General features: G+C 50.8%; 15 protein-coding genes. All 15 read left to right on the top strand.

Features of this window, described 5'->3' with window-relative positions:
* The first annotated feature begins 40 nt into the window (after window positions 1-40).
* The 15 genes from ACTUHY_RS05560 to ACTUHY_RS05490 all read left to right on the top strand — a co-directional run bounded on the left by ACTUHY_RS05560 (window position 41) and on the right by ACTUHY_RS05490 (window position 21,087).
* The gene (locus ACTUHY_RS05560) at window positions 41-8,722 is read left to right on the top strand and encodes a hypothetical protein (RefSeq protein WP_442826913.1); all 8,682 of its coding nucleotides are present in this window, start codon (window positions 41-43) and stop codon (window positions 8,720-8,722) included.
* 53 nt (window positions 8,723-8,775) lie between these two features.
* Window positions 8,776-9,093, top strand: coding sequence for a hypothetical protein (locus tag ACTUHY_RS05555; protein ID WP_442826912.1), 318 nt, complete (start codon window positions 8,776-8,778; stop codon window positions 9,091-9,093).
* Complete coding sequence (locus ACTUHY_RS05550) at window positions 9,080-9,430, top strand: hypothetical protein (RefSeq protein ID WP_442826911.1); 351 nt, start codon at window positions 9,080-9,082, stop codon at window positions 9,428-9,430. The genes ACTUHY_RS05555 and ACTUHY_RS05550 overlap by 14 nt, the downstream gene beginning before the upstream one ends.
* On the top strand, window positions 9,390-10,007 hold the full coding sequence (locus ACTUHY_RS05545; protein ID WP_442826910.1) for a peptidoglycan recognition protein family protein: 618 nt from the start codon (window positions 9,390-9,392) through the stop codon (window positions 10,005-10,007). Before ACTUHY_RS05550 ends, ACTUHY_RS05545 begins: the two co-directional genes overlap by 41 nt.
* 135 nt (window positions 10,008-10,142) lie before the next feature.
* A complete protein-coding gene (locus tag ACTUHY_RS05540; protein WP_442826909.1) occupies window positions 10,143-10,511 on the top strand; it encodes a hypothetical protein in 369 nt (122 codons plus the stop codon).
* An 87-nt stretch (window positions 10,512-10,598) separates the two neighbouring features.
* On the top strand, window positions 10,599-10,913 hold the full coding sequence (locus tag ACTUHY_RS05535; RefSeq protein WP_279002048.1) for a hypothetical protein: 315 nt from the start codon (window positions 10,599-10,601) through the stop codon (window positions 10,911-10,913).
* 1 nt (window position 10,914) lies between these two features.
* Window positions 10,915-12,750, top strand: a complete 1,836-nt coding sequence (locus ACTUHY_RS05530; protein WP_442826908.1) for a collagen-like domain-containing protein — start codon at window positions 10,915-10,917, stop codon at window positions 12,748-12,750.
* Between the two features lie 10 nt (window positions 12,751-12,760).
* Window positions 12,761-13,282 carry a hypothetical protein gene (locus tag ACTUHY_RS05525; RefSeq protein ID WP_442826907.1) on the top strand — a complete coding sequence of 174 codons (522 nt, stop codon included), beginning with the start codon at window positions 12,761-12,763 and terminating at the stop codon, window positions 13,280-13,282.
* A gap of 16 nt (window positions 13,283-13,298) precedes the next feature.
* Window positions 13,299-13,913 carry a DUF7338 family protein gene (locus ACTUHY_RS05520; RefSeq protein WP_442826906.1) on the top strand — a complete coding sequence of 205 codons (615 nt, stop codon included), beginning with the start codon at window positions 13,299-13,301 and terminating at the stop codon, window positions 13,911-13,913.
* Between the two features lie 291 nt (window positions 13,914-14,204).
* On the top strand, window positions 14,205-15,386 hold the full coding sequence (locus tag ACTUHY_RS05515; protein WP_442826905.1) for an acetyl-CoA C-acetyltransferase: 1,182 nt from the start codon (window positions 14,205-14,207) through the stop codon (window positions 15,384-15,386).
* Between the two features lie 89 nt (window positions 15,387-15,475).
* Window positions 15,476-16,627 carry an acyl-CoA dehydrogenase gene (locus tag ACTUHY_RS05510; protein ID WP_278675776.1) on the top strand — a complete coding sequence of 384 codons (1,152 nt, stop codon included), beginning with the start codon at window positions 15,476-15,478 and terminating at the stop codon, window positions 16,625-16,627.
* 141 nt (window positions 16,628-16,768) lie between these two features.
* Window positions 16,769-17,626 carry a 3-hydroxybutyryl-CoA dehydrogenase gene (locus ACTUHY_RS05505; RefSeq protein ID WP_442826904.1) on the top strand — a complete coding sequence of 286 codons (858 nt, stop codon included), beginning with the start codon at window positions 16,769-16,771 and terminating at the stop codon, window positions 17,624-17,626.
* 24 nt (window positions 17,627-17,650) lie between these two features.
* Window positions 17,651-18,439: an enoyl-CoA hydratase-related protein gene (locus tag ACTUHY_RS05500; protein ID WP_278675774.1), complete on the top strand. Its 789-nt coding sequence runs from the start codon at window positions 17,651-17,653 to the stop codon at window positions 18,437-18,439.
* A gap of 101 nt (window positions 18,440-18,540) precedes the next feature.
* Window positions 18,541-19,650 carry a glycoside hydrolase family 3 N-terminal domain-containing protein gene (locus ACTUHY_RS05495; RefSeq protein ID WP_442826903.1) on the top strand — a complete coding sequence of 370 codons (1,110 nt, stop codon included), beginning with the start codon at window positions 18,541-18,543 and terminating at the stop codon, window positions 19,648-19,650.
* A 63-nt stretch (window positions 19,651-19,713) separates the two neighbouring features.
* Window positions 19,714-21,087, top strand: a complete 1,374-nt coding sequence (locus ACTUHY_RS05490; protein ID WP_442826902.1) for an aminopeptidase — start codon at window positions 19,714-19,716, stop codon at window positions 21,085-21,087.
* Window positions 21,088-21,241 lie beyond the last annotated feature (154 nt).

The following is a 21,241-nucleotide window of genomic DNA, read 5'->3' as shown; positions in this document are numbered from 1 at the left end:
AAAATGCGACTCCCTTTCTATATACCTAGGAGGACAATCAATGCCTTATAGTGTAGAAGAAGCGCTGTCTATCGCAAAGAGCGAAGGCAAGAGCAATAAACTGAATAACGACGTTTTGAAAAGCCGGACTGTGGACCCCGACAACCTTCCGGCGTTCATGAAACCACAGCCAGAACCGAAGTCTATCGGGCAGGCGGTAGAAGAAGCCATTACCACCGCAGTTGGTAATCCTTTCGAAGCCAGGGAAGAAGAAGCAACGTCCCAGGCACGGGAACAGTACAACGCTTACCAGAATGAAGAGATTGCCCAGCCGGTAGGCGTGGGCACTATGCTTGCGTCCGCTCGGCAGTCCATCAATGATACGTTGAACACTCCCGTGTGGAAGTCTTTCGGTGGTGCAGTGCAAGCGGCAGAAGATGCCGCCTCCGCCCGGGCCGCAGATAGCGAAGCAGAATACAGAAAAAGCATTGATGATGTACAGAATCCCATTGCTCCTACTTATGACAACCCTGTAGACACGTTCTTCCATGCTGGCTTGGCGGGAGGACTTGTCGGTGACAGCTATAAAAAGTCCGTAGAAAATACTCTTGCTTTCACTTCTAACTGGGTCCGTGGTACGGAAATCTATAATAACTTCAACTTCCAGTGGGATACCCCAGAAAAGAATAGAATGTCCGAAGAACTGGCACGGGCCTATGGGGTGAACTCCGGTATCTTTTTCGGGGACAGAGATGCCTATATCAAGGGCGCACAGATTTTGGCCCAGTTCAAGATTGACAGCCGGGTGGGGGATGATGTAGACCGGAACGATCCGGAAGCATTTAAAGCATACCTGGCAGAATATTATCCTTCTCTTGCTAACGCTTCCCAGGATGACTTTGAATCCCTGATTAAAAATGCAGAGGATGTAAAGGCGGTCCAGGAAATCATGAAAGTCCCTGGCCTTGTGGCAGAAACCTTTGCCAATTCCAGTGAACGGGCAGATATCTATGGGAAAGCATATCTAGAAGGCCGTACCCTGACCGAAGATGAAATCGCACGGGCTGATCAGCTGACTAAAAGGCTGGAAGAATTGAACAAGATGACCCCGCAGACTACCCTTCATCCTCTTATGGGTATCCTATCTCAAACGGGTATCCAGGTGGCGGGGATGGGTAGTGATGCCGCAGTTGGGGCTGTTGCCGCTGGAATTCTCGGTGGCGGGGCATACATGATGGGCGCTCCGGCTCCGATTGCGAAGAAGATTGGTTCTTATGCTTTCAAGTTCGGCACGATGGCCGGAATGTATCGCAGACAGGTAGGGGAAAAGTATATCGAATATCTGTCCTATCAGAATGAAGATGGGACTAGAACTTTGACTCCCAGAGAAGCTAAAATTGCGGCAACCATTGAAACGGGCATTGAAACCGGTATTGAATTCTGGAACTATGACGCTATCATGTCTACCTTGAGTGGGGCAGATAGGAAGGCCATCCAGGATATTGTTGCGCGGAACAAGGGGAACGCAGAGGCCATTAAAGGCGGTTTGAAAGGGTATCTCGCTACAGCAGTGAAATCCTGGGCGCCTAGGGCGAAAGAAGAAATCCTGGAAGAAGCCTACCAGAGTGCAACAGGGGATATTGTTCATAATGCCATTGTAGCAACCCATCCCCAGACTACGGAAAAGATGGTATCTGTTCCGGAAATTACGGCTAATTCCATGGATGCTATGGCAGATGCGGTTCCCTCCGTTGGCGGTATGATTATCGGCGGGGATATCCTGTCTAACATCAAAGGTGTCCGCTCCCTGGCTAGCATTGCACGGCTTCACAACACCATGACGGAAGAAGCGGTAGATAACGCCTTTACTGGGCAGGTTCTCCGGGATATCCAGGAAAACCAGAAAACCAACAAACTTTTCAAGGAAAACCCAAAAGCCTATATGCAGGTCATTAAGACTGAAATGGGTAATGCGGGGATGCCTAACGTCTATGTAGACGTTGAAATGCTGATGAATGAAAAGGGCGGGGCTGAATTGGTCCAAAAATTGGGACAGCAATCCGGATATTCTCCCTCCGAAATCCAGCAGGTGATTGAATCTAAGGGTGACCTGGAAGTTCCTACGGAAGTCTACTGTCAGACCGCTTTACCGGCCTCCGACAAGATTGTAGATATGACCACCTCTTCCCCCGATATTAACTGTACCGCACGGCAGAAAGACACCATCAAGAGATTCCAGCAGAATGTTAAGGCCCTGGCGGAACAGGACGAACAGGAAGTACAAGAAATCATCCCGACTATTGTCAATGAAAATTTCTCTGACGAGAATGAAAGGAAGCTGGCTTCCGAAATCATTTCCGGCAGTCCTAACGACGTGCAAAACGCCTATAGGAAGGCATTGCGAGGCGCTGAACAGGAATACAAGAACATCCTTAGAGAGGTATGGGAAAGAGAAGAAGCGGCCAGTAAAGAGAACCACGATGGAACTCGGATCGTTGAGGATAAGTACGCCGATGACAACGGGAATGTACGAGTGGTTCATAACCATGGGACGTGGCGTGATAAGTGGTGGACGGACTATTTCGGTATTCAAACCCCTACGGTTGAGAAAAAAGAACAGTTCGCTTATGACATCATGACCGGGGCGGTCGCTGGCGGGCCTAACTCTCTGGCTCGTATCCGTGATATGGCCGCTAATGCTGGGGACATGGATGAAGTAGGCAAGATTGATGCCGAAATGAAGGCCAATAAAGAACGGCTTGATGCTATGGCCAACACCATTGCGACTCTCCGAGGAATGAAGGACAAGATCGCAAAAATCCAGAACGTGGAAACGACTATTACCCGTGGTATGACTCCGGAAGCCTATAGAGTGTATCAGCGTACTACGGACTTGCTAAACCATTCTGTTGGCGTCAACAAAAAGGTTCAGCAGGCCGCACGGTATGACGGCGTTTTGTTCGCTCGTATGTGCCAACGGCTGGCGGAAGAGTGGACTAGACAGGGGAAAAAGACAACGGCGGAAGACGTTGCAAAGGGGCTTAACATAGTCCCGGCTGGCGGCGTGGCCGACGGTAAAACTCTTGCTCAAATGAAAAAAGACCAGCTTACCTATGTGTTAAATAGCCATGGTGATATAGATTTTGGGTATATTCCGCAGGCAGTGGCTGATGATGGAACAATTTTAAAAGGCGCTCCAGTTCGATTACAAATTGGATTCCATCACAAAGGTTCTACTTATGGGGTTGGTTATGCTCATTTGTTACGACATCATGTTCAAAATGTGCACGGGGGAATAGAAGCGGCTATTAAGTATATTCTTTCTAATATTGACTCTATCACTCAAAATAAAAAAAGAGTAGAGATTCGTTCTTATTTGAATGGAACTCCAGTAGCTCTTATATTAAACTTAAACAAAGATAATTCTACTAACGAAGATTTTTATACTGTTGTAACACTTACTCCACAAACTGTATCAAGAATGAATAAGGAAAAACAAAAAGCACTTACCTTTGGGGGGCGGCTAACTCCTCCTCCCGTTTCCAGCCACGGGGCTATTCACACCAGTTCGGGTTTTAATGCTGGACCCAACACCGGATTAAAGCCTAGAAAGGTAAGTGCTTTTGGTACTGTTAGTTTAGCAAATGCAAAAAAACTTGTCAAGAAAAATACTTGGCTGAACCAAACCGCTTGGCACGGTTCTCCGAACAACTTTGACAACTTCATGTTATCTCACATGGGAGAGGGTGAAGGAGCGCAGGTTCACGGCTGGGGCCTGTATTTTGCTAAAAATCGAGATACCGCAGAACGTTATAAGGTATCGACTGGCAACACAGCAAATTTCCTTGTGGGCGGAAAAGAATACTATTCCAACGGCGATTGGATTTATGAAGCAGATGGGACACCCATTGGACATTCTTCCCCTCTGAGTATCCTTGCTCCTTTTATCGACGAGGATAGTACGCAAGAATCCGTGTTAAAAGACGTCGACAAATATATTAAAATGGATAGTGCTCCAGACGCTTCCGAGGGGGAAAAGCAGGAACTGGAGCGGTTGAAAAAAGCTAAAGAGGTTCTAGAGGGCGGCCGGTTCTCTATGAAAAAGCCTTCCGAAAATCACCGTCTGTATGAAGTCAACATTCCCGATGATGACAGCTTACTGGATGAACAAAAGTCTTTTTCTGAACAGCCGGAAAAGGTGAAACGTGGGATTGAACAGGCTTTTAAATCCGTCGATGATAACTTAAAAGAGAACTTGGTGAAACGGGTTCTTGATTACAACGATGAAGGCGACGTGCTGGGCAAAAACTATGTGTTCGATGAATACAAGGCAGAACACCAGAATGAGGACGGAACAGTCAACTACGCTGACTTTTTCAAAGAGCTTGACAAGAAAGATTACGGCGTTGATGGGCAAGCGATTTACGACGGGTTTAGCAGTGTTGGTGCTAATTTCGTAAATGGTTTCAATGATGAGAACGCTAGCAAGCTTTTAAATAAGTACGGCATTAAGGGCATTACTTACGAAGGAAGCAAGGATGGGCGCTGTTTCGTTGTCTTTGACGATAAAGCCATTTCCATCATCGACAAGTACAACCAGCAACAAGCCCAGATTCAAGGACAGACCACAGTTACCGGGGATATGATCTCCTTGTTCGATGCGGCAGACCAGTCCACGTTCATGCACGAATCTGCACACTGGTATTTAATCAATATGCAGAAGCTGGCACTCAATGAGAACGCTTCCCAGCAGTTCGTGGAAGATTTCATGACCTTGCAACAGTGGTTCGGCAATAAGAAGCTGGATGCAGATATTTCCGTGGAACAGCACGAAAAGTTCGCACGAGGGTTCGAGGCGTATCTCCGCACTGGCAAGGCTCCGGCTCCCCAGTTGCACGGTATCTTCAACCGCTTCAAATCTTGGCTGACTTCTATCTATCGAGATTTTAAACAGCTTGGTGGGAAGCCTACGAAAGAAGTGACGGCAGTCATGGACCGTATGCTTGCCACGGAAGATGAAATCTCCATGGCCATGAAAGAACAGATGGTCGATGACTTCAAGCGGGCTGGCGGTATGAAGCTCATGTTGGATGAGAACGCAAGAACGTGGGAAAGATGGTATCAGAAGGTCAGGGAAGAAGCGGAAGCAAAGGTGCTTGAAAAGGCGATGAAAGACCTGGAAGAAGCAGACCGGAAAGATATTGCAGAAGCAATCGAAGCTAAACGGGAACAAGTCGCTTCTGAGATGGGCCAAGATGATTTCTGGCGGGCTGACGAAATGGTCCGCATGAACGGCGAGAACCTGGATGTACTGGCAGATTTCAACTTGACGCCTGAGGAATATCAGGAAGAATTAAAGAAGCGTGGTGGTAGTTTTGAAGCGGCCCTGGATGCCCAAATGAAAGGGTTTACCGAGGAAATGCAAGAATCCAGGCTGGACACAGAAACTCTGTATGAGGATGCCAAAAAGGCCGTGCAGGACTCTGAATATCAAGAGATGTTGCACGCTCTGGAATATGAAGCCCTGGCCGCAAAGGCGAAAGCCTACATTGCCGGGGAAGACGAAGCCGCCGCAAAAGCACAGGCAAGAGAAGATAAAGCAACGGAAAAGGCTAATAATGAAGCGGCGGAAGCGGCTGAAAAGGCTAGGAAAATTGCTGAAAAGCTGGAAGTACAGGAAGACCAGAGGAACGAGAAAGTCAAGGAAGCTCAAACGGAAATGCGGAATATGAAGGCGGGTATCCGGATCGTGCGTGATACCGTGTTGAAGACCGTTTCTGAACGGCGGGCAATGGCACGGCAGTCTCTTTCTACTCTCCCCATCAATCAAGCAACCAACGTAGCCTTGTGGGCAAAGAAGCTGGGGCAGAAGCAGTATGAAGTATTCCGGCTGATGAGCAAGGGCGAATGGGACAAGGCGGCTAATGCTAAGCAACAGCAGTTATTGCTTGCGGCTATGGTCACTGAATCCGGGCGTTTCAAGAAGCTGATTGACCGGCAGGCCGCTAGAATCCAGAAAAATATCCAAACTCTGCAAAAAGGAAATGAACGGATGCCAGCGGCTGAACGCTATTGGTATCAGCATTTAGCCTACGTCCTGGGGCTAGCCAGAAATGACGGACTTCCTCCTTCTAAGGGGATTCCGAAACTGGAAGAACTTTTCCTTTGGCTTACCGGCTCTCCCAATGAGAAGGAAAGTGAAGTCAAAATCCCGCAGTGGCTCGATGCCCTGGGAAATCAAACCCAGAGAATTGGGATGGAAAAACTCTCTCCCAATGGCTGGGAATATGTGAATAAAATCATGAAGGCGCTCTATAAAATGAGCCGCCAGAAAGATAAGCTGAACGTTGTCGAACTAAACGGCGTAAAGGGTGCTCGGATTGACGAGGCCGCGTCCGCTCTGGCTGACAACCTGATTGAGCATAACGGGATTCATATTAAAGAAGACCCATATGACGCAAACCGCTGGACAGATAAGAGAAAACGGAACATGAAGGATGCAAAGGATTTCCTCGGCAGTTATTTTAACAAGCTGATTGCTCCTCTTACCATCTTCCAGCGCATGGATGGGTATATCGGCAAGACGGGCAAGAATGTTACCGGGCTGGCCATTAAGACCTTGTATGATCCTGTTATGAGGGCGACGAACGAGGAAATCAAGCTACAGGCTGAATTTGCCGCAGGCTTGAAAGATGCGTTCGGGGCTTATACAGGGGAAGAATTGGATGATATCAGGAACAAGAGGATTTACCGCTTTGGTAACCGGCTCCTGACCAAAGAGCAGATTATGTGCATGGCCTTAACCGCTGGCACTGAATCCGGTTATAAGCGTGTGTTGGACAACGAGCCAGTGGGGCAAGAGTTTAAATCTCTGCAAATCCGTGAGAGGGTTGTTGCGGACCTGTTCAATGATGTTCTAAAGGAACTTGATAAGCGGGACTGGGCAACTATCACCAAGGTGTGGAATCTGATGGGTGCGCACTATGAAGATGAATCCGGCGTGAAAGAACGGACTACCGGTATCCCCCTGGGGAAACTGGCACACCGGTCCTTCTCTGTAACGGGGAAGGATGGTAATACTTATCAGCTCCGGGGCGGGTATTATCCTGTGGTGTACGACTCTGACCAGTCTGTCAGAACAAGCAATTTAGAAGAAGTGGATACCCTGAAATCCATGGCTCCTGGCGTTGCACGTATGGGACAGGGTAAGGGCTTCACGAAATCCCGTGCAACAACGGTAACTGACCGTCCTCTGAGCTTGTCTTTTGATGTCATCGGCAACAAAGGCGGGGAAATGATGCACTATATCGCGTTCCGGGAAACGGCCTTGGACGTGAATAGAATCATCAATGATCGAAAATTCACCAAAGCAGTAGTTGACTCTATGGGAATGGAAGAATACAAAGCCTTGCGTGACTGGGCCTCTGATATCTGGCAGGCTCCTAAAGAGGGTAAAGAGTGGTATGACCGTTTGGTGAGACGTCTCCGGACTCGGACTACGGCGGCAGTCTTGATGTATCGTACCTCTACGATGCTCCTGAACGTTGCCAACGCTCCGCTGATGATGATGTATTGCGGGGTAGACAACTTTGTCTCCGCTTTTAAGGATTTCTATACCCATCCGGAACAGAACCTCCGGCTTGTGAATGGCCTCTCTCCGTTCATGGCTAAACGTTCTGAGCGGATGGATACGAACCTTAGGGAAGCGATGGAAAGCCAGAACAAGAAGCTCCATGCTTCTAAGCTGACGCAGGCAATCATGGGCAACGGCTTCAAGCTCATTGGAATGACCGATAACATGTTCGCCTATCCTTTGTGGTATAGTGAATATCGCAAAACATTGAATCAGGAAATCCAGATGGGGCATGATAATGAAACCGCACAGCGAAACGCCATTTCCGCAGGTGACAGGGCGGTAGTACGTGTCATTGGTTCTGGCGAAATGAAGGACCTTTCCAAGGCCCAGAAGGGCGGGGAAATGGCCAAGGCGTTGACCATGTTCTATACCTTCCAAAACGCTCTCTACAACATGGCGGCTAATAAGTACTACGCAGGTTTGCAGGCGGCTGAACGGGCTGGGAAAACCGGCTGGAGAAGGTATGCCAGTCGGCAATTCATGGCTCCTATGGCTCATTATCTCTTATTAGGGATAATGGTCAACAGTGCAATTGAAATGGGTATCCGGGGCGCAATGGAAGCCCTGGGCGGGGGCGACGATAAAGAGAAGAAGGATGCGGCCTATTGGCTCCGGAAATTCTCTCAAACCTCCATGGATAACCAGGCGGCTACTATCCCTATCCTACGGGATATCTGGCGTCCTGTTTCCCGCTCTATTTTTGAGCCCGATGCTAAGTGGTTTGGTAATTCCGCTAAGATGACCAGTGCGCTTGACTCTTTTGTACGGCTGTCAGATGCGGGAGTGACGGCTAGTTCTGTAATCAAGAACGACGGAAAGAAAAACCTGGCTGACATTGTGCGGGATGGGGGCCGGGCAATCAACGGAATTGCAGGTTCTCCTGATATGTTGTCTGATGGTATCGCCAACTCTATCCAATACTTCCTGTACCCCAATTCTGAACGGGATCTCCGCCAGCTCATGGGCGCTATTGTCATGGATCGGAAGCTGTCTAAGCCGAAAAAGAACACGGCGAAAAAGACCGGCGACCCGTTCAAAGATGCCAAGCGAAAAGCCCAGCGGGAAAGAAATGCCGCAAAAAAGAAGGCTAAGAACAAGGTAAAATAGTAGTGATATAGGGACCTGATTGCAGGTCCCTTTTCTGTTAAAGGAGCAACTACATGGACGAAGTTTTTCATATCATTTTAGGATCTGTCATTCCAGCAGTCGGCGGTTATATCTGGGGAAAATATAAAAGATATCAGGAAGAGCAGAACCGAGAGAAGCAGGAATACGAGCTGATTAAGCAGGGCCTCCAGAGCCTTCTCCGGGACAGAATGCTACAAGCCTATCATTGCCATAAAGAAAAAGGCTATGCTTCCAGTGCCGACAAAGGAGCATTTGAAGCGATGCACACAGCCTATGCAGGGCTGGGGAAGAACGGCGTGATGGATACCATTTATAAGGAATTTATGGTGTTGCCAGATGAAATGGTTTAATACGATCCGGAACGGGATTATCAAGGCACTGGATAAGACTGGGAAAATGAAAGTGCGGGGGCTTCCCCGTGCTCTTGTCATTCTGCTCATGGTACTTATCCTGTTGATCATAGCCCTATACATAGCAGGGTGGGTGTTTGTTTGGTACTATAGCGGGAAAGTGGAATTTATCGCTCTGAATGAATTACTACGGACCATAACGGGAACAGCTTTCATAGCGGCGGTAGGGTTCCTGGCCAAGGCTCTCATTGATGAAGATGAGAATGGCATCCCGGATTATTTAGAAGAGGAAAAAGATGAAACGAGTAACACTGAAAGACATAGAGACGATGGCTAAAACAGCCTTCCCTGCTTTGTGGCAGGAAGCTAAGCAGATGGGGAGAGATGTAAAAATCTATCTTCACTGGACGGCTGGCCGGTACGGTCAGATGTACGATGACTACCATCTGAACATTGACCAAGACGGTTCTATCTGGGCAAGTACAGATGACTTTTCCGAGACGCTTGCTCACACATGGCATAGAAATACAGCATCTATCGGAATTACGCTCTGTTGCGGATATGGGGCGACTACCGAGGATTTGGGGGAATACCCGCCTACGGTAGCGCAGATTGATTCTATGGCGCAGGTTATTGCCGTCCTTGCTCCGGCATTGTGGTTGACTATTGATTCTAAAAGAGTAATGACCCATGCGGAAGCGGCAGACAATATTGACGGCATGTTACCGGAAGGCGATGAGTACGGACCTAACAACGGATGTGAAAGATGGGACCTGCAATTCCTAGGAACAGATGATAGTCCAGAGTGGATTACGGATTACAATGACCCAAGGACGGGCGGAAATGTAATCCGCGGAAAAGCAAATTGGTATAAAAACAAGTTCGAAGCGATGAAAAGTAACGACGAAGGTTGATTAAAATTTTTTGAAACGGCAAAACGCTCATACGTCTACATATTTAGCTTATGAGCGTTTTTCTATTGTTATGCTATAAACTATATTCGAATGAAAATTTAATGGCCTTAAATCTAAAATATGGGGGTGAAATTTTTGAATGAAAGCCAAAAAATTAAAGTTGCTCTCGTTGGCATTGTGCTTTTTCTTGTTTTGGCTACCATCTACGTGTTTTGGGTCCCGGCTTCTGACCGAGGAACAGTACCAGAAGTTACTGTCCATCAGTCAGAGACAGGAAGAAATATCCGAGACGCTGAACAACGAGCTGACGCTATCAGAAACTCAATTGACCGAGCAACGGAAAGCGTTGGAAGAGTGCAGAACGGAATTGATGAAAGTACAAGAAGAGCTAAAGAAGTCCAAAAGTCAATCGGAAGAACTAAAGCTCTCATTGAAGAAAGCAGAAGACTCTCAGAAGAAAGCCGAACAATCCTTAAAGGATTACCAAAAGTTGATGACAAGTAAATTAGCTACGGCTAAACGGCAAAGGAATTTTTGGGGGCTAGTTGCCGGGTGTGCGGTAGCGGGTTTAATAATCGGGGCGGTGAACTAATGTTTAAATTCACACTGGAAGATGGGCTGAAATTCACACGAGGGGATACCGGGGAAATCCGTCTGAAATCTATCAAAGATGGGACGGAATACACGGATTACACGGCAACTCTTTCTATCAAGAAACATATCAACGATAAAGATTATGTAATAAGAAAAGAGTGCGACAACAATCAATTCGATTTTACCCATGAGGAAACGGAAAACCTTGTTCCGGGGAAATATGTGATGGATATTGAATATCGTGCTGATGGGATGGTTTCCACTCTAGGGGTATGGCCGTGCGAAATTCTAAAGGACGTGACAAGGGGGTAACATGAGCGAATATAAAGTAGAGATTTCTTCTGACAACACAATCACAGTCGGTATCCCTTCTACGGGGAATGGTGTGGCCGGACCTCGTGGGGAAAAAGGATACTCTGCATACGAGCTTGCAGTCAAGAACGGATACACAGGCACGGAAGAGGAATGGCTCAAGTCTCTGCAAGGTCCCCAGGGGGTGAAGGGCGATACCGGGGCTGTGGGGCCTGCAGGCAACAACGGCGCTGATGGCAAGGCTGGCGCTGACGGAGCAGATGGCTTGTCTGCCTACGAGATTGCTGTACAGCGTGGATTTAATGGGAATGAAGACGCATGGCTACAATCTCTGCAAGGCCCGCAGGGAGAAAAAGGCCCAGCCGGGGCTGACGGGAAAAACGGGGTGAACGGCGTAGACGGGAAAGACGGGCTGTCGGCCTATTCTATTGCCGTTAAGAACGGCTACACCGGGAGCGAATCCGAGTGGGCCAACAAGTGGCTCCGGGGAACAATCGTTTCTGCTTCGACCGACTCCGACGGCAACATGCTCTTGACCGACATCAACGGCAATACCATCACCACCCCGCTCAAACCTCTTGCAGAGGCGGCAACAAGTGCAAAAGAGGCGGCCACGTCTGCTGGTAATGCAAAGACCAGTGAACAGAACGCCAGTGCCAGTGCCGCCGCTTCGGCTGTGTCTGCTACGGACAGCGCCAATAGTGCAAAAGAGGCGGCCACGTCTGCGGCCAATGCGGCGGAAAGCGCCAACATTGCGACTTCCGGTCAGGTTAATGCTGACTGGAACGTGACGGACAGCACGAGCAAGGCGTTTATTAAGAATAAACCACAAGTAATAGATGAGCAGGGAGTAACGACTATTGCACAACGCATCACGGATGCTGGACTGGATGACGTAATGCTTTACATGGCAAACGGTATTACTACAAAAGCTTTAACTGTGTATGAGGAGTCTTCCGTCCCCACAGCGAACGCTGGCAACAGCAGTAAAGCCATTGCTAATACCGAGTTCGTTGCGAAATCCATCGCCGCTCTAGTCAACGGCGCACCCGACCAGCTGAACACACTTAACGAGCTGGCAAAGGCTCTGGGCAACGATTCCAACTTTGCATCTACCGTGACGACGGAGCTGGCAAAGAAGCTGAACAGCACCGAAGCCGAAAGCACGTACGCAACGAAGACGGAAGCCGGGGTGACGTACCAGATTAAGCGCAACACGGCTTACAAGGTTAGCGACGTACTGACCTCTCCAAGCCTTCCACCGGGCTGTGTAATCGTCGTGACTCAAGCAGGGACGACGGGTAGCACAGAGCCGGACTGGACGACCGTTAAAAGTAACATAGGGTGGGTGATAACTGATGGAACTGTAACGTTTTACATCAACGATACACTGAGCAAACACAGTATAGGTGACATTGTCTATAAGCCAACGACAAAGACAGGGAAACACGAGTACCTTCTGCCTTTGGATGGACAGACAATCGACGGGGATAAATATAAACGGCTGGTGGATTATCTGGGGACGGCGACGCTACCGAACCTTAACGGGCGTTATCTGAGAGCGGACACCACGCCGGGGCAGATAGTGGAAGCGGGGCTACCAAACATCACTGGTTCGTTTGGGAAAAATTACACATTTCAAGACCAAGTCAATGCAACGGGAGTAGTTTCAGAACAGCATTACAGCACATCTTCTAAACCATATGGAGATAATAACAAGAATGGGGCTGCTGCCACTTATAACCTCGACGCTTCCCGTTCATCTGCTATCTACGGTAAGTCCACCACAGTGACCCCGTTAACCTATACCGTGCGAGCTTTTATCTGCTATGCATAAAGGAGTAAACATGACTGAATTTACAGACGGAACGGCGAAATTTATTGTTACAAATTCTGGTGGAGTACTACCCGGAACTGTAACAGCGTTCTCCGGGACGTTTAAAGACGGATACCCGGTTGACAAAAACACGGGGGTGGTAAACCGTGAATGGCACTTATGCGATGGGACGAATGGTACGCCGGACTTGCGAAACCGCTTTATCTACGGCGGGACAGGGACGAACAACGGGGCAACGGGCGGGGAAGCAAGCCACACACTGACGGAAGCGGAACTGCCGAAGATTACGGGCGATGCCCAGTTCCGGCTGGTAGGTAGTAGCACCAATATTATAGGTGAATTAAAAGATGATGCGTCGAAATCCGGAGTCTTTTCATTTATCCCGTCTGGCGGCAGTAAATGGGGCACCAGTATGCAATTCGGAGATCCGGCCACCCGTAACGCGGACGTTTTACACCTTGCCTTCGGCGGTAATCAGCCCCACAACAATATGCCACCGTACTACGTGCTGGCGTTTATGATGAAACTGTAAATAAGGAGCTTACAACTTGAAATATTTTGTGTATGCACCATTGCAGATTATCTGTATGGTGTTCTGCTATTTGACCAACTGGCTAGTGGTTCTGTTCGGAACAGAAGAAGGCCAGCTTCCCGGCTTGTTGAATCTCTGGAACACATGGGACGACACGCTGGACAACAAGACAGATATAGGCCGTATGCCTCAATTCCTGCGGTACAAGTGGGACGAGCATTATCAAGCCTATACGGTACAGCTGAACGGTCGGACGGTCTATCGGGAACTCCTGGTCAAGCCGTTTACCACAGCGGAAAAGATTAAAAGATATTTTTGCCGGGTACATTGGCTGTATCGCAATTGTGCCTACGGATTTGCCTACTATCTTTTCGGGGAAAATGCGTTTCCTCCCTTCCAGCTGGATGAGAAGGAATATGGGTATTTCATCCATGGGAACGAGGGAAGTATCCCTCTCCGTGATGGGTGGCCGGTAATAGTCAGATATGAAAACCCGTGGGCCTTTAAATGCACGGCTCCGATTAATAAAACATGGCGCTGGGAAATCTACCTGGGGTGGAAGATTCAACGTCGGCTGACCATTCCACACCGGGCAATGCTGGCTTTCCGGGTGTGGATCAAGCATCGGTGAACTGCACATAAACTGCACAGAACTTATTTCTTTCTAAATTCTAAACATGATATAATATAACAGAAGTTACCAAAACACTGATTTTACCTTAATTGTATGAAAACGACGAAAACATTGAAAACGAATTGCCAGTGCGCTATAATTAGTGTATAATCAAGTCCATAAGAAAAGCCTGATTGCAATTGCCTGATCCGATCAGTGTTGCAGCAGGAAGGGCCCAAGGCCCGGATTGCTGTCAATGGATGCAATACTGTTTGTTTCTAATTCAATTTTAGAAGGGATGGTTTTGTTATGCGTGAAGTTGTCATTGCAAGTGCTGTAAGAACGGCTATCGGTAAGTTTGGCGGAAGCCTGACCCCGCTGTCCGCTCCCCAGATGGGTGCCGTCGTCATCAAAGAGGCCCTGAACCGGGCTGCTTTGAAGCCGGAACTGGTGGACGAAGTCATCATGGGGAATGTGCTCCAGGCAGGCCTGGGCCAAAACCCTGCAAGACAAGCTGCAATTTTTGCCGGACTGCCCGTAGAAGTCCCTGCTTTTACGGTCAATAAGGTCTGCGGTTCCGGTCTGAAATGCGTGGAACTGGCTGCCCAGTCCATCCTGGCTGGCGATAATGATATCGTGGTAGCCGGCGGTATGGAAAGCATGTCCAACGCTCCCTTTACGGTTCCCGGCAAAGCCCGTTGGGGAATGAAGATGGGCGATCAGAAGATGATCGACGTGATGATCCGGGACGGCCTGTGGGATGCGTTCAACGATTACCACATGGGCATCACCTCGGAAAATGTCGCGGAAAAATTCGGCGTCACCCGGGAAGACCAGGATGAAGTGGCCTGCCGTTCCCAGGCAAGAGCTATCGAAGCCATCAAGAGCGGAGCCTTCAAAGAAGAAATCGTCCCTGTGACCATTAAAACCAAAAAAGGCGAAAAAGTCTTCGATACCGATGAATTCCCCAGAGAAGGGACTACCATGGAAGTCCTGGCCAAACTGCGTCCGGCCTTCAAGAAGGGCGGCACCGTTACAGCTGGCAATGCTTCCGGCCTGAACGACGGGGCGGCTGCTCTGGTATTGATGACCGCTGACAAAGCCAAAGAACTGGGCATCAAACCGCTGGCCAAGATCGTATCCTACGCTTCTGCCGGTGTGGATCCTGCCATCATGGGCATCGGGCCCATCCCTGCCAGCCGGAAAGCCCTGGCCAAAGCCGGTCTGGAAGTCAAGGACATGGATCTGGTGGAAGCCAACGAAGCTTTCGCCGCCCAGACTGTAGAAGTAGGCCGGGAACTGCAGCTGGATTGGGCTAAGACCAACGTCAACGGCGGTGCCATCGCCCTGGGCCACCCCATCGGTGCATCCGGTGCCCGGATCCTGGTCACCCTGCTGTATGCCCTGAAACATAGAAACAAGAAACTGGGCCTGGCCACCCTGTGCATCGGTGGCGGCATGGGTACAGCCACTGTAGTGGAAATGCTCTAAGCAATCCAGGGAGCACTGCTTCCTGAAGCGGGGTTCCCTCTAAAAATCATCCTTACAAAAGGAAAAAAAGAGGAAAGAGGTATATCACTATGGATTTTAACCTGACAGAAGACCAACAGATGATCAAAGATATGGCTGCGGAATTCGCACAGAAATTCCTGGCTCCTACGGTGGAAGAAAGAGACAAGAACCATATCTGGGATCGGAAACTGATCGACAAGATGGGCGAAGCTGGATTCTGCGGCATCTGCTTCCCGGAAGAATACGGTGGCATGGGACTGGATGTCCTGAGCTATATCCTGGCAGTGGAAGAACTGTCTAAAGTAGATGATGGTACCGGTATCACCCTCAGCGCCAACGTTTCCCTGTGCGCTACCCCGATTTACATGTTCGGGACCGAAGAACAGAAACAAAAATACCTGGCTCCCATTGCAGAAGGCACCCATGTAGGGGCTTTCGGCCTGACCGAACCTTCCGCCGGGACCGATGCTTCCGCTCAGCAGACCACGGCTGTCCTGAAGGGTGACAAATACATCCTGAACGGCTCCAAGATCTTCATCACCAACGGCAAGGAAGCCGATACCTATGTGGTATTCGCCATGACTGACAAGAGCCAAGGCGTACATGGGATCTCCGCTTTCATCCTGGAAAAAGGCATGCCCGGCTTCCGCTTCGGCAAGATCGAAGACAAGATGGGCGGCCATACCTCCATCACCGCAGAACTGATCTTTGAAGACTGCGAAGTCCCCAAAGAAAACCTGCTGGGCAAAGAAGGGGAAGGCTTCAAGATCGCTATGGAAACCCTGGATGGCGGCCGTATCGGCGTAGCTGCTCAGGCTCTGGGCATTGCTGAAGGCGCTCTGGCTGCTGCTGTGAAATACTCCAAAGAACGGGAACAGTTCGGCCGTTCCATTTCCAAATTCCAGGCTCTGCAGTTCATGATGGCTGACATGGCCACCAAGATCGAAGCGGCCCGGTATCTGGTATACCATGCTGCCATGCTGAAGAACGAAGGGAAACCGTATTCCGAAGCTGCTGCCATGGCCAAATGCTTCGCTTCCGATGTGGCTATGGAAGTCACCACCGATGCGGTACAGATCTTCGGCGGCTATGGCTACACGGTGGACTATCCGGCAGAACGCTACATGCGGAACGCCAAGATCACCCAGATCTACGAAGGCACCAACCAGGTTATGCGGATCGTAACCTCCCGTGCCCTGCTGCGTGACAAGAAAAAATAATCTTTTCTACCAAGAAAGAGAAACTGGGGGGGCTGGTGTATGCCAGCCCTTCCTTTACAGAGAGGATGGGGACCCTCTCCTGCAAGTTTCACCAGGATTCAAGATTTGCTCATTTATGAGGTAAAAAGGAGATCTGTTACTATGGAACTGAAGAAAGTTATGGTAATCGGCGCTGGCCAGATGGGCAGCGGTATTGCACAGGTCATGGCTGCTCATGGGGTAGAAGTGACCCTGCGGGATATCAAACAGGAATTCGTCGACCGGGGCATTGCCAAAATCGAAAAAAGCCTGGCGCACAGTGTCACCAAGGGCCGTATCACGGAAGAAGACAAGAATGCTACCATGGCCCGGATCCATGGGGTCGTGGATCTGACTCCGGAAGCCTGCGATGTGCATCTGGCCATCGAAGCGGCTACGGAAAACGTGAAGATCAAACAAAGCATCTTCAAGGAACTGGATGAAAAGCTGCCGAAAGATGCCATCATCGCCAGCAACACCTCTTCTGTTTCCATCACCATGCTGGCTGCCGGGACTTCCCGTCCGGACAAATTCATCGGCATGCACTTCTTCAATCCGGCTCCTGTAATGAAGCTGGTGGAAGTGACCAAGGGCCTGGGGACTTCCGAAGAGACCTTCGAAAAGGTCTTCGAACTGGCCAAAGCACTGGATAAGAACCCGGTGAAAGTCAACGATGCTCCTGGGTTCGTGGGCAACCGGATCATGATCCCCATGATCAACGAAGCCATCTTCACCCTGAGCGAAGGCGTTGCCAGCGCAGAAGACATCGACGCCGTTGCCAAACTGGGCTTCAACCATCCCATGGGGCCTCTGGCTCTGTCCGACCTGATCGGGAACGATACGGTCCTGGCCATCATGGAAGTGCTGTACAAGGGCTTTGGCGATCCCAAATATCGTCCGGCTCCTCTCCTGCGGAAAATGGTAGAAGCGGGCTATCTGGGCCGCAAGACGGGCAAAGGTTTCTACGACTATAACAAATAATCGATCTGGATAGGGGTGTCACCCATGTACGAATATAAGAATTTGTTGGTAGAAATTGCAGAGGACGGGGTCACGACAGTATCTGTCAACCGCCCGAAATTCCTGAATGCCCTGGATACGGCTACCCTGCAGGAAATGAAAGACTGCTTCAATCGCCTGGCGACGGATCCGGAGGTCAAAGCCGTGATCATCCGGGGATCTGGTGAAAAGGCGTTTGTAGCCGGTGCCGACCTGAAAGCCATGAGCACCATGACCGCTGTGGAAGGGAGAGATTTCTCCAACTTGGGCCACGAAGTTTTCGATGCCATCGAAAAGCTGCCGGTGGTAGCGGTAGCGGCCGTCAACGGCTATGCCCTGGGCGGCGGCTGTGAACTGGCCCTGGCCTGTGATTTCCGGTTTGCTTCCACCACGGCCAAATTTGGCCAGCCGGAAGTGAACTATGGGATCATCCCTGGTTTCGGCGGTTCCCAGCGGCTGTCCCGGCTGATCGGGAAAGGGTATGCCAAGGAAATGATCTATACCGGTGCCATGGTGGATGCTCAGGAAGCGTTCCGGATCGGACTGGTGAACCGTGTGGTGGAGCCGGAAGAACTGATCCCTGCCTGCGAAGAAATCTGCCGGAAGATCATGAAAAAGGCACCCATCGCCATTGCCAGCGCCAAAGATGCCATCAACCGGGGCGCCAGCATGGATCTGGAATCCAGCCTCAGCTACGAAGCCCAGGTGTTCGGCACCTGCTTCGCCACCCTGGACCAGAAGGAAGGCATGAAGGCGTTCCTGGAAAAACGGAAACCGGTGTTTATGAATAAGTAAGGGCTGTTGCGCAGCCTGTCAAAGAGCAGCTGTCAACTCAGTAGCCGAAAGAAAGAACCCGCCTTTGCAGACGGGTTCTTTTTATACTGTGAGGAAAAGATATGAAAAAACTCTGGTTTTGTATTTTTTGCATCCTTCTGGTGGCTGTTGCCGGACTGGTGCTGCGGCCATCTTTCTCGAAAGGAACTGAGGAGGGGAAGCCGGACCAGGCGGATCCTCTGGCCCAAAAAATCGCTGCCATGACTCCGGAGAAGAAAGCCGGGCAGCTGATGCTGGTGGGGATGGACGGGACGGGACCTTCTGCCGCTTTCCAGAAGGAACTGCAGGAAAACCACTATGGAGGGGTGATCCTGTTCGACCGGAATATGGCGGATCCGGCACAGGTGAAAACCTTGAATACCCGGCTCCAATCCCTGGCCCAGCCAGCGCCCCTTTTCATCGGAGTGGACGAAGAGGGGGGACAGGTGGCCCGGATGAAGGACAAATTGCCGGCGCCGCCTTCCCAGGAAGCCATCGGTCGGACGGGGAAACCGGAACTTGCGGAGGCATGGGCGGTCAAGACCGGGAAACAGCTGAAAGCCCTGGGCTTTAATCTGAACCTGGCTCCCGTGGCCGATGTGGGCAGCGATGCCGGCCGCAGCTACAGCAAGGATCCGGCCACTGTGGCAAAATTTGTGGAACAGGCCTTGGCCGGATACGGAAAAGTCCCCCTGATGGCCTGCCTGAAGCATTTCCCCGGGTTGGGGAAGGGTGAGGAAGATACCCACAAGGGGCGGGTCACTGTCTCTGCCAGCCGGGACCTTCTGGAACGGGAAGATATGCTGCCCTTCCGTCAGGCACTGGAAAGATTTCCAGAGCCCCGGTTCGCCATCATGGTGACCCATGTGGAGTACCCAGCCCTGGATCCGGACTGGCCCGCTTCCCTGTCCCAGGTCATCATGGGAGAACTGCTCCGGAAGCAGCTCCAATTCGGCGGTCTCATCATCACCGATGACCTGACCATGGGGGCAATCGCCGGCCGCTGGCCTCTGGAAGAAGCAGCGGTCCGGGCACTCCAGGCCGGAGCAGACCTGGTGATGGTGTGCCATGGGCCGGAAAAGATCCGCCAGGTCCACAGCGCCATCGCCCGGGCCATCCGGGAGGGACAGCTGCCCCGGGATCAGGTAGACCGGTCCCTGTACCGGATCTTCCAGGCAAAGGAAAGACTATAATCTGGAAAATATGGTATACTGGACGCAGCATAGAGAAAGAGAAAAGAAAGAGAGGTTTTCACCATGAACGAACCATACAGCAGAAAAGAGTCCGCCTGGGCGCGGATGGACGAAACCGAACGGCAGGAGACCTTGGCCTACGGAGAACGGTATAAGGCGTTCCTGGACAGGGCCCGGACGGAACGGCTGGCTGTGCGGGAAATCCTGGCACAGGCTGAACAAGCCGGCTTCAAGCCCCTGTATGAGGCCAAAGAACTGAAGCCCGGTGACAAGGTCTACTGGAACCAGAAAGGAAAAGCCTGTATCCTGGCCGTAATCGGGGAGGAACCCGTCCATGAAGGGCTCAAGATCGTGGGCTCCCATATCGATTCCCCCCGTCTGGACCTGAAGGGGAACCCGGTCCACGAACAGGATGGGGTGGTGTATTTCCGGACCCATTACTACGGAGGCATCAAGAAGTACCAGTGGCCCTGCCTCCCCCTGGCCCTGGTGGGTATCATCCATACGAAGGACGGGCGGACCCTGGACGTGAACATCGGCATGGAGGAAGAGGACCCGGTGTTCTATATTACGGATCTATTGATCCACATGGCCCAAGACCAGATGAAGAAGACCCTGGCGGAAGGGGTGACGGGGGAACAGCTCCAGGCGGTGATCGGCACTCACGCGGAAAAAGACCAGAAGGTGAAGGACGCCCTGATGGCCCTCTTGAAGGATACCTACGGGGTGGAAGAGGAAGATTTCACCACGGCGGAACTGGAACTGGTCCCGGCCCTGAAAAGCCGGGATGTGGGCTTTGACCGGTCCCTGATCGCCGGTTATGGCCAGGATGACCGGGTGTGTTCCTATGCCAACCTGGAAGCCATCCTGGAAGCGGCTCCCGGCCGCAAGACCCAGGCAGCTTTGTTTGCGGACAAGGAAGAAATCGGGTCCTATGGGAATACGGGGATGCAGTCTTCTTATTTTGCCAAATTCGTCATGAAGCTATTGGCCATCCAGGATAGGGGCAGCCTGCTGGATTTCTATGAAACCATGGAAAACAGCGAGATGCTCTCCGGGGACGTGAACAGCTGCCTGGATCCCATGTTCCCGGAAGTGACGGAAAAGGACAACGCGGCCCTTTTGGGCTACGGAGTGGCCCTGACCAAGTACACCGGCGCCCGGGGCAAGGCGGGCAGCAACGATGCCAACAGCGAGTTCATCCAGAAGATCCGGACCATCTTCAACGCAGCCGGGGTGGCCTGGCAGATCGGTGAACTGGGGAAAGTGGACCAGGGAGGCGGCGGCACCATCGCCTACATGCTGGCGGACTGGGGCTGCGAAGTGGTGGACTGCGGCACCGCCATGCTGAGCATGCACTCTCCCTACGACCTGCTGAGCAAAGCCGATGCCTACGAGACATACCGGGCGTACAAGGCGTTTTTTGAGAGCAAATGAAAAAAGGGGTTGTTGCATGCGCAACAGCCCCTTTTTTGAGGTCTCGGGTCTCGAGTCGTGAGTCTCGAGCCGTTGGATAGAACCTGTCCCCATGGCCAGGTTCTTTTGAAGGTGTAGAACCAGTATCGTGCTGGATATAGAAACGAATATCTTA

Origin of the sequence: Acidaminococcus nyctereutis, from assembly GCF_052216985.1 — a bacterium.
Lineage (GTDB): Bacteria > Bacillota > Negativicutes > Acidaminococcales > Acidaminococcaceae > Acidaminococcus > Acidaminococcus fermentans_A.
The sequence above is the reverse complement of the archived record's forward strand: the minus strand, read 5'-3'. Positions and strand labels throughout refer to the sequence as shown.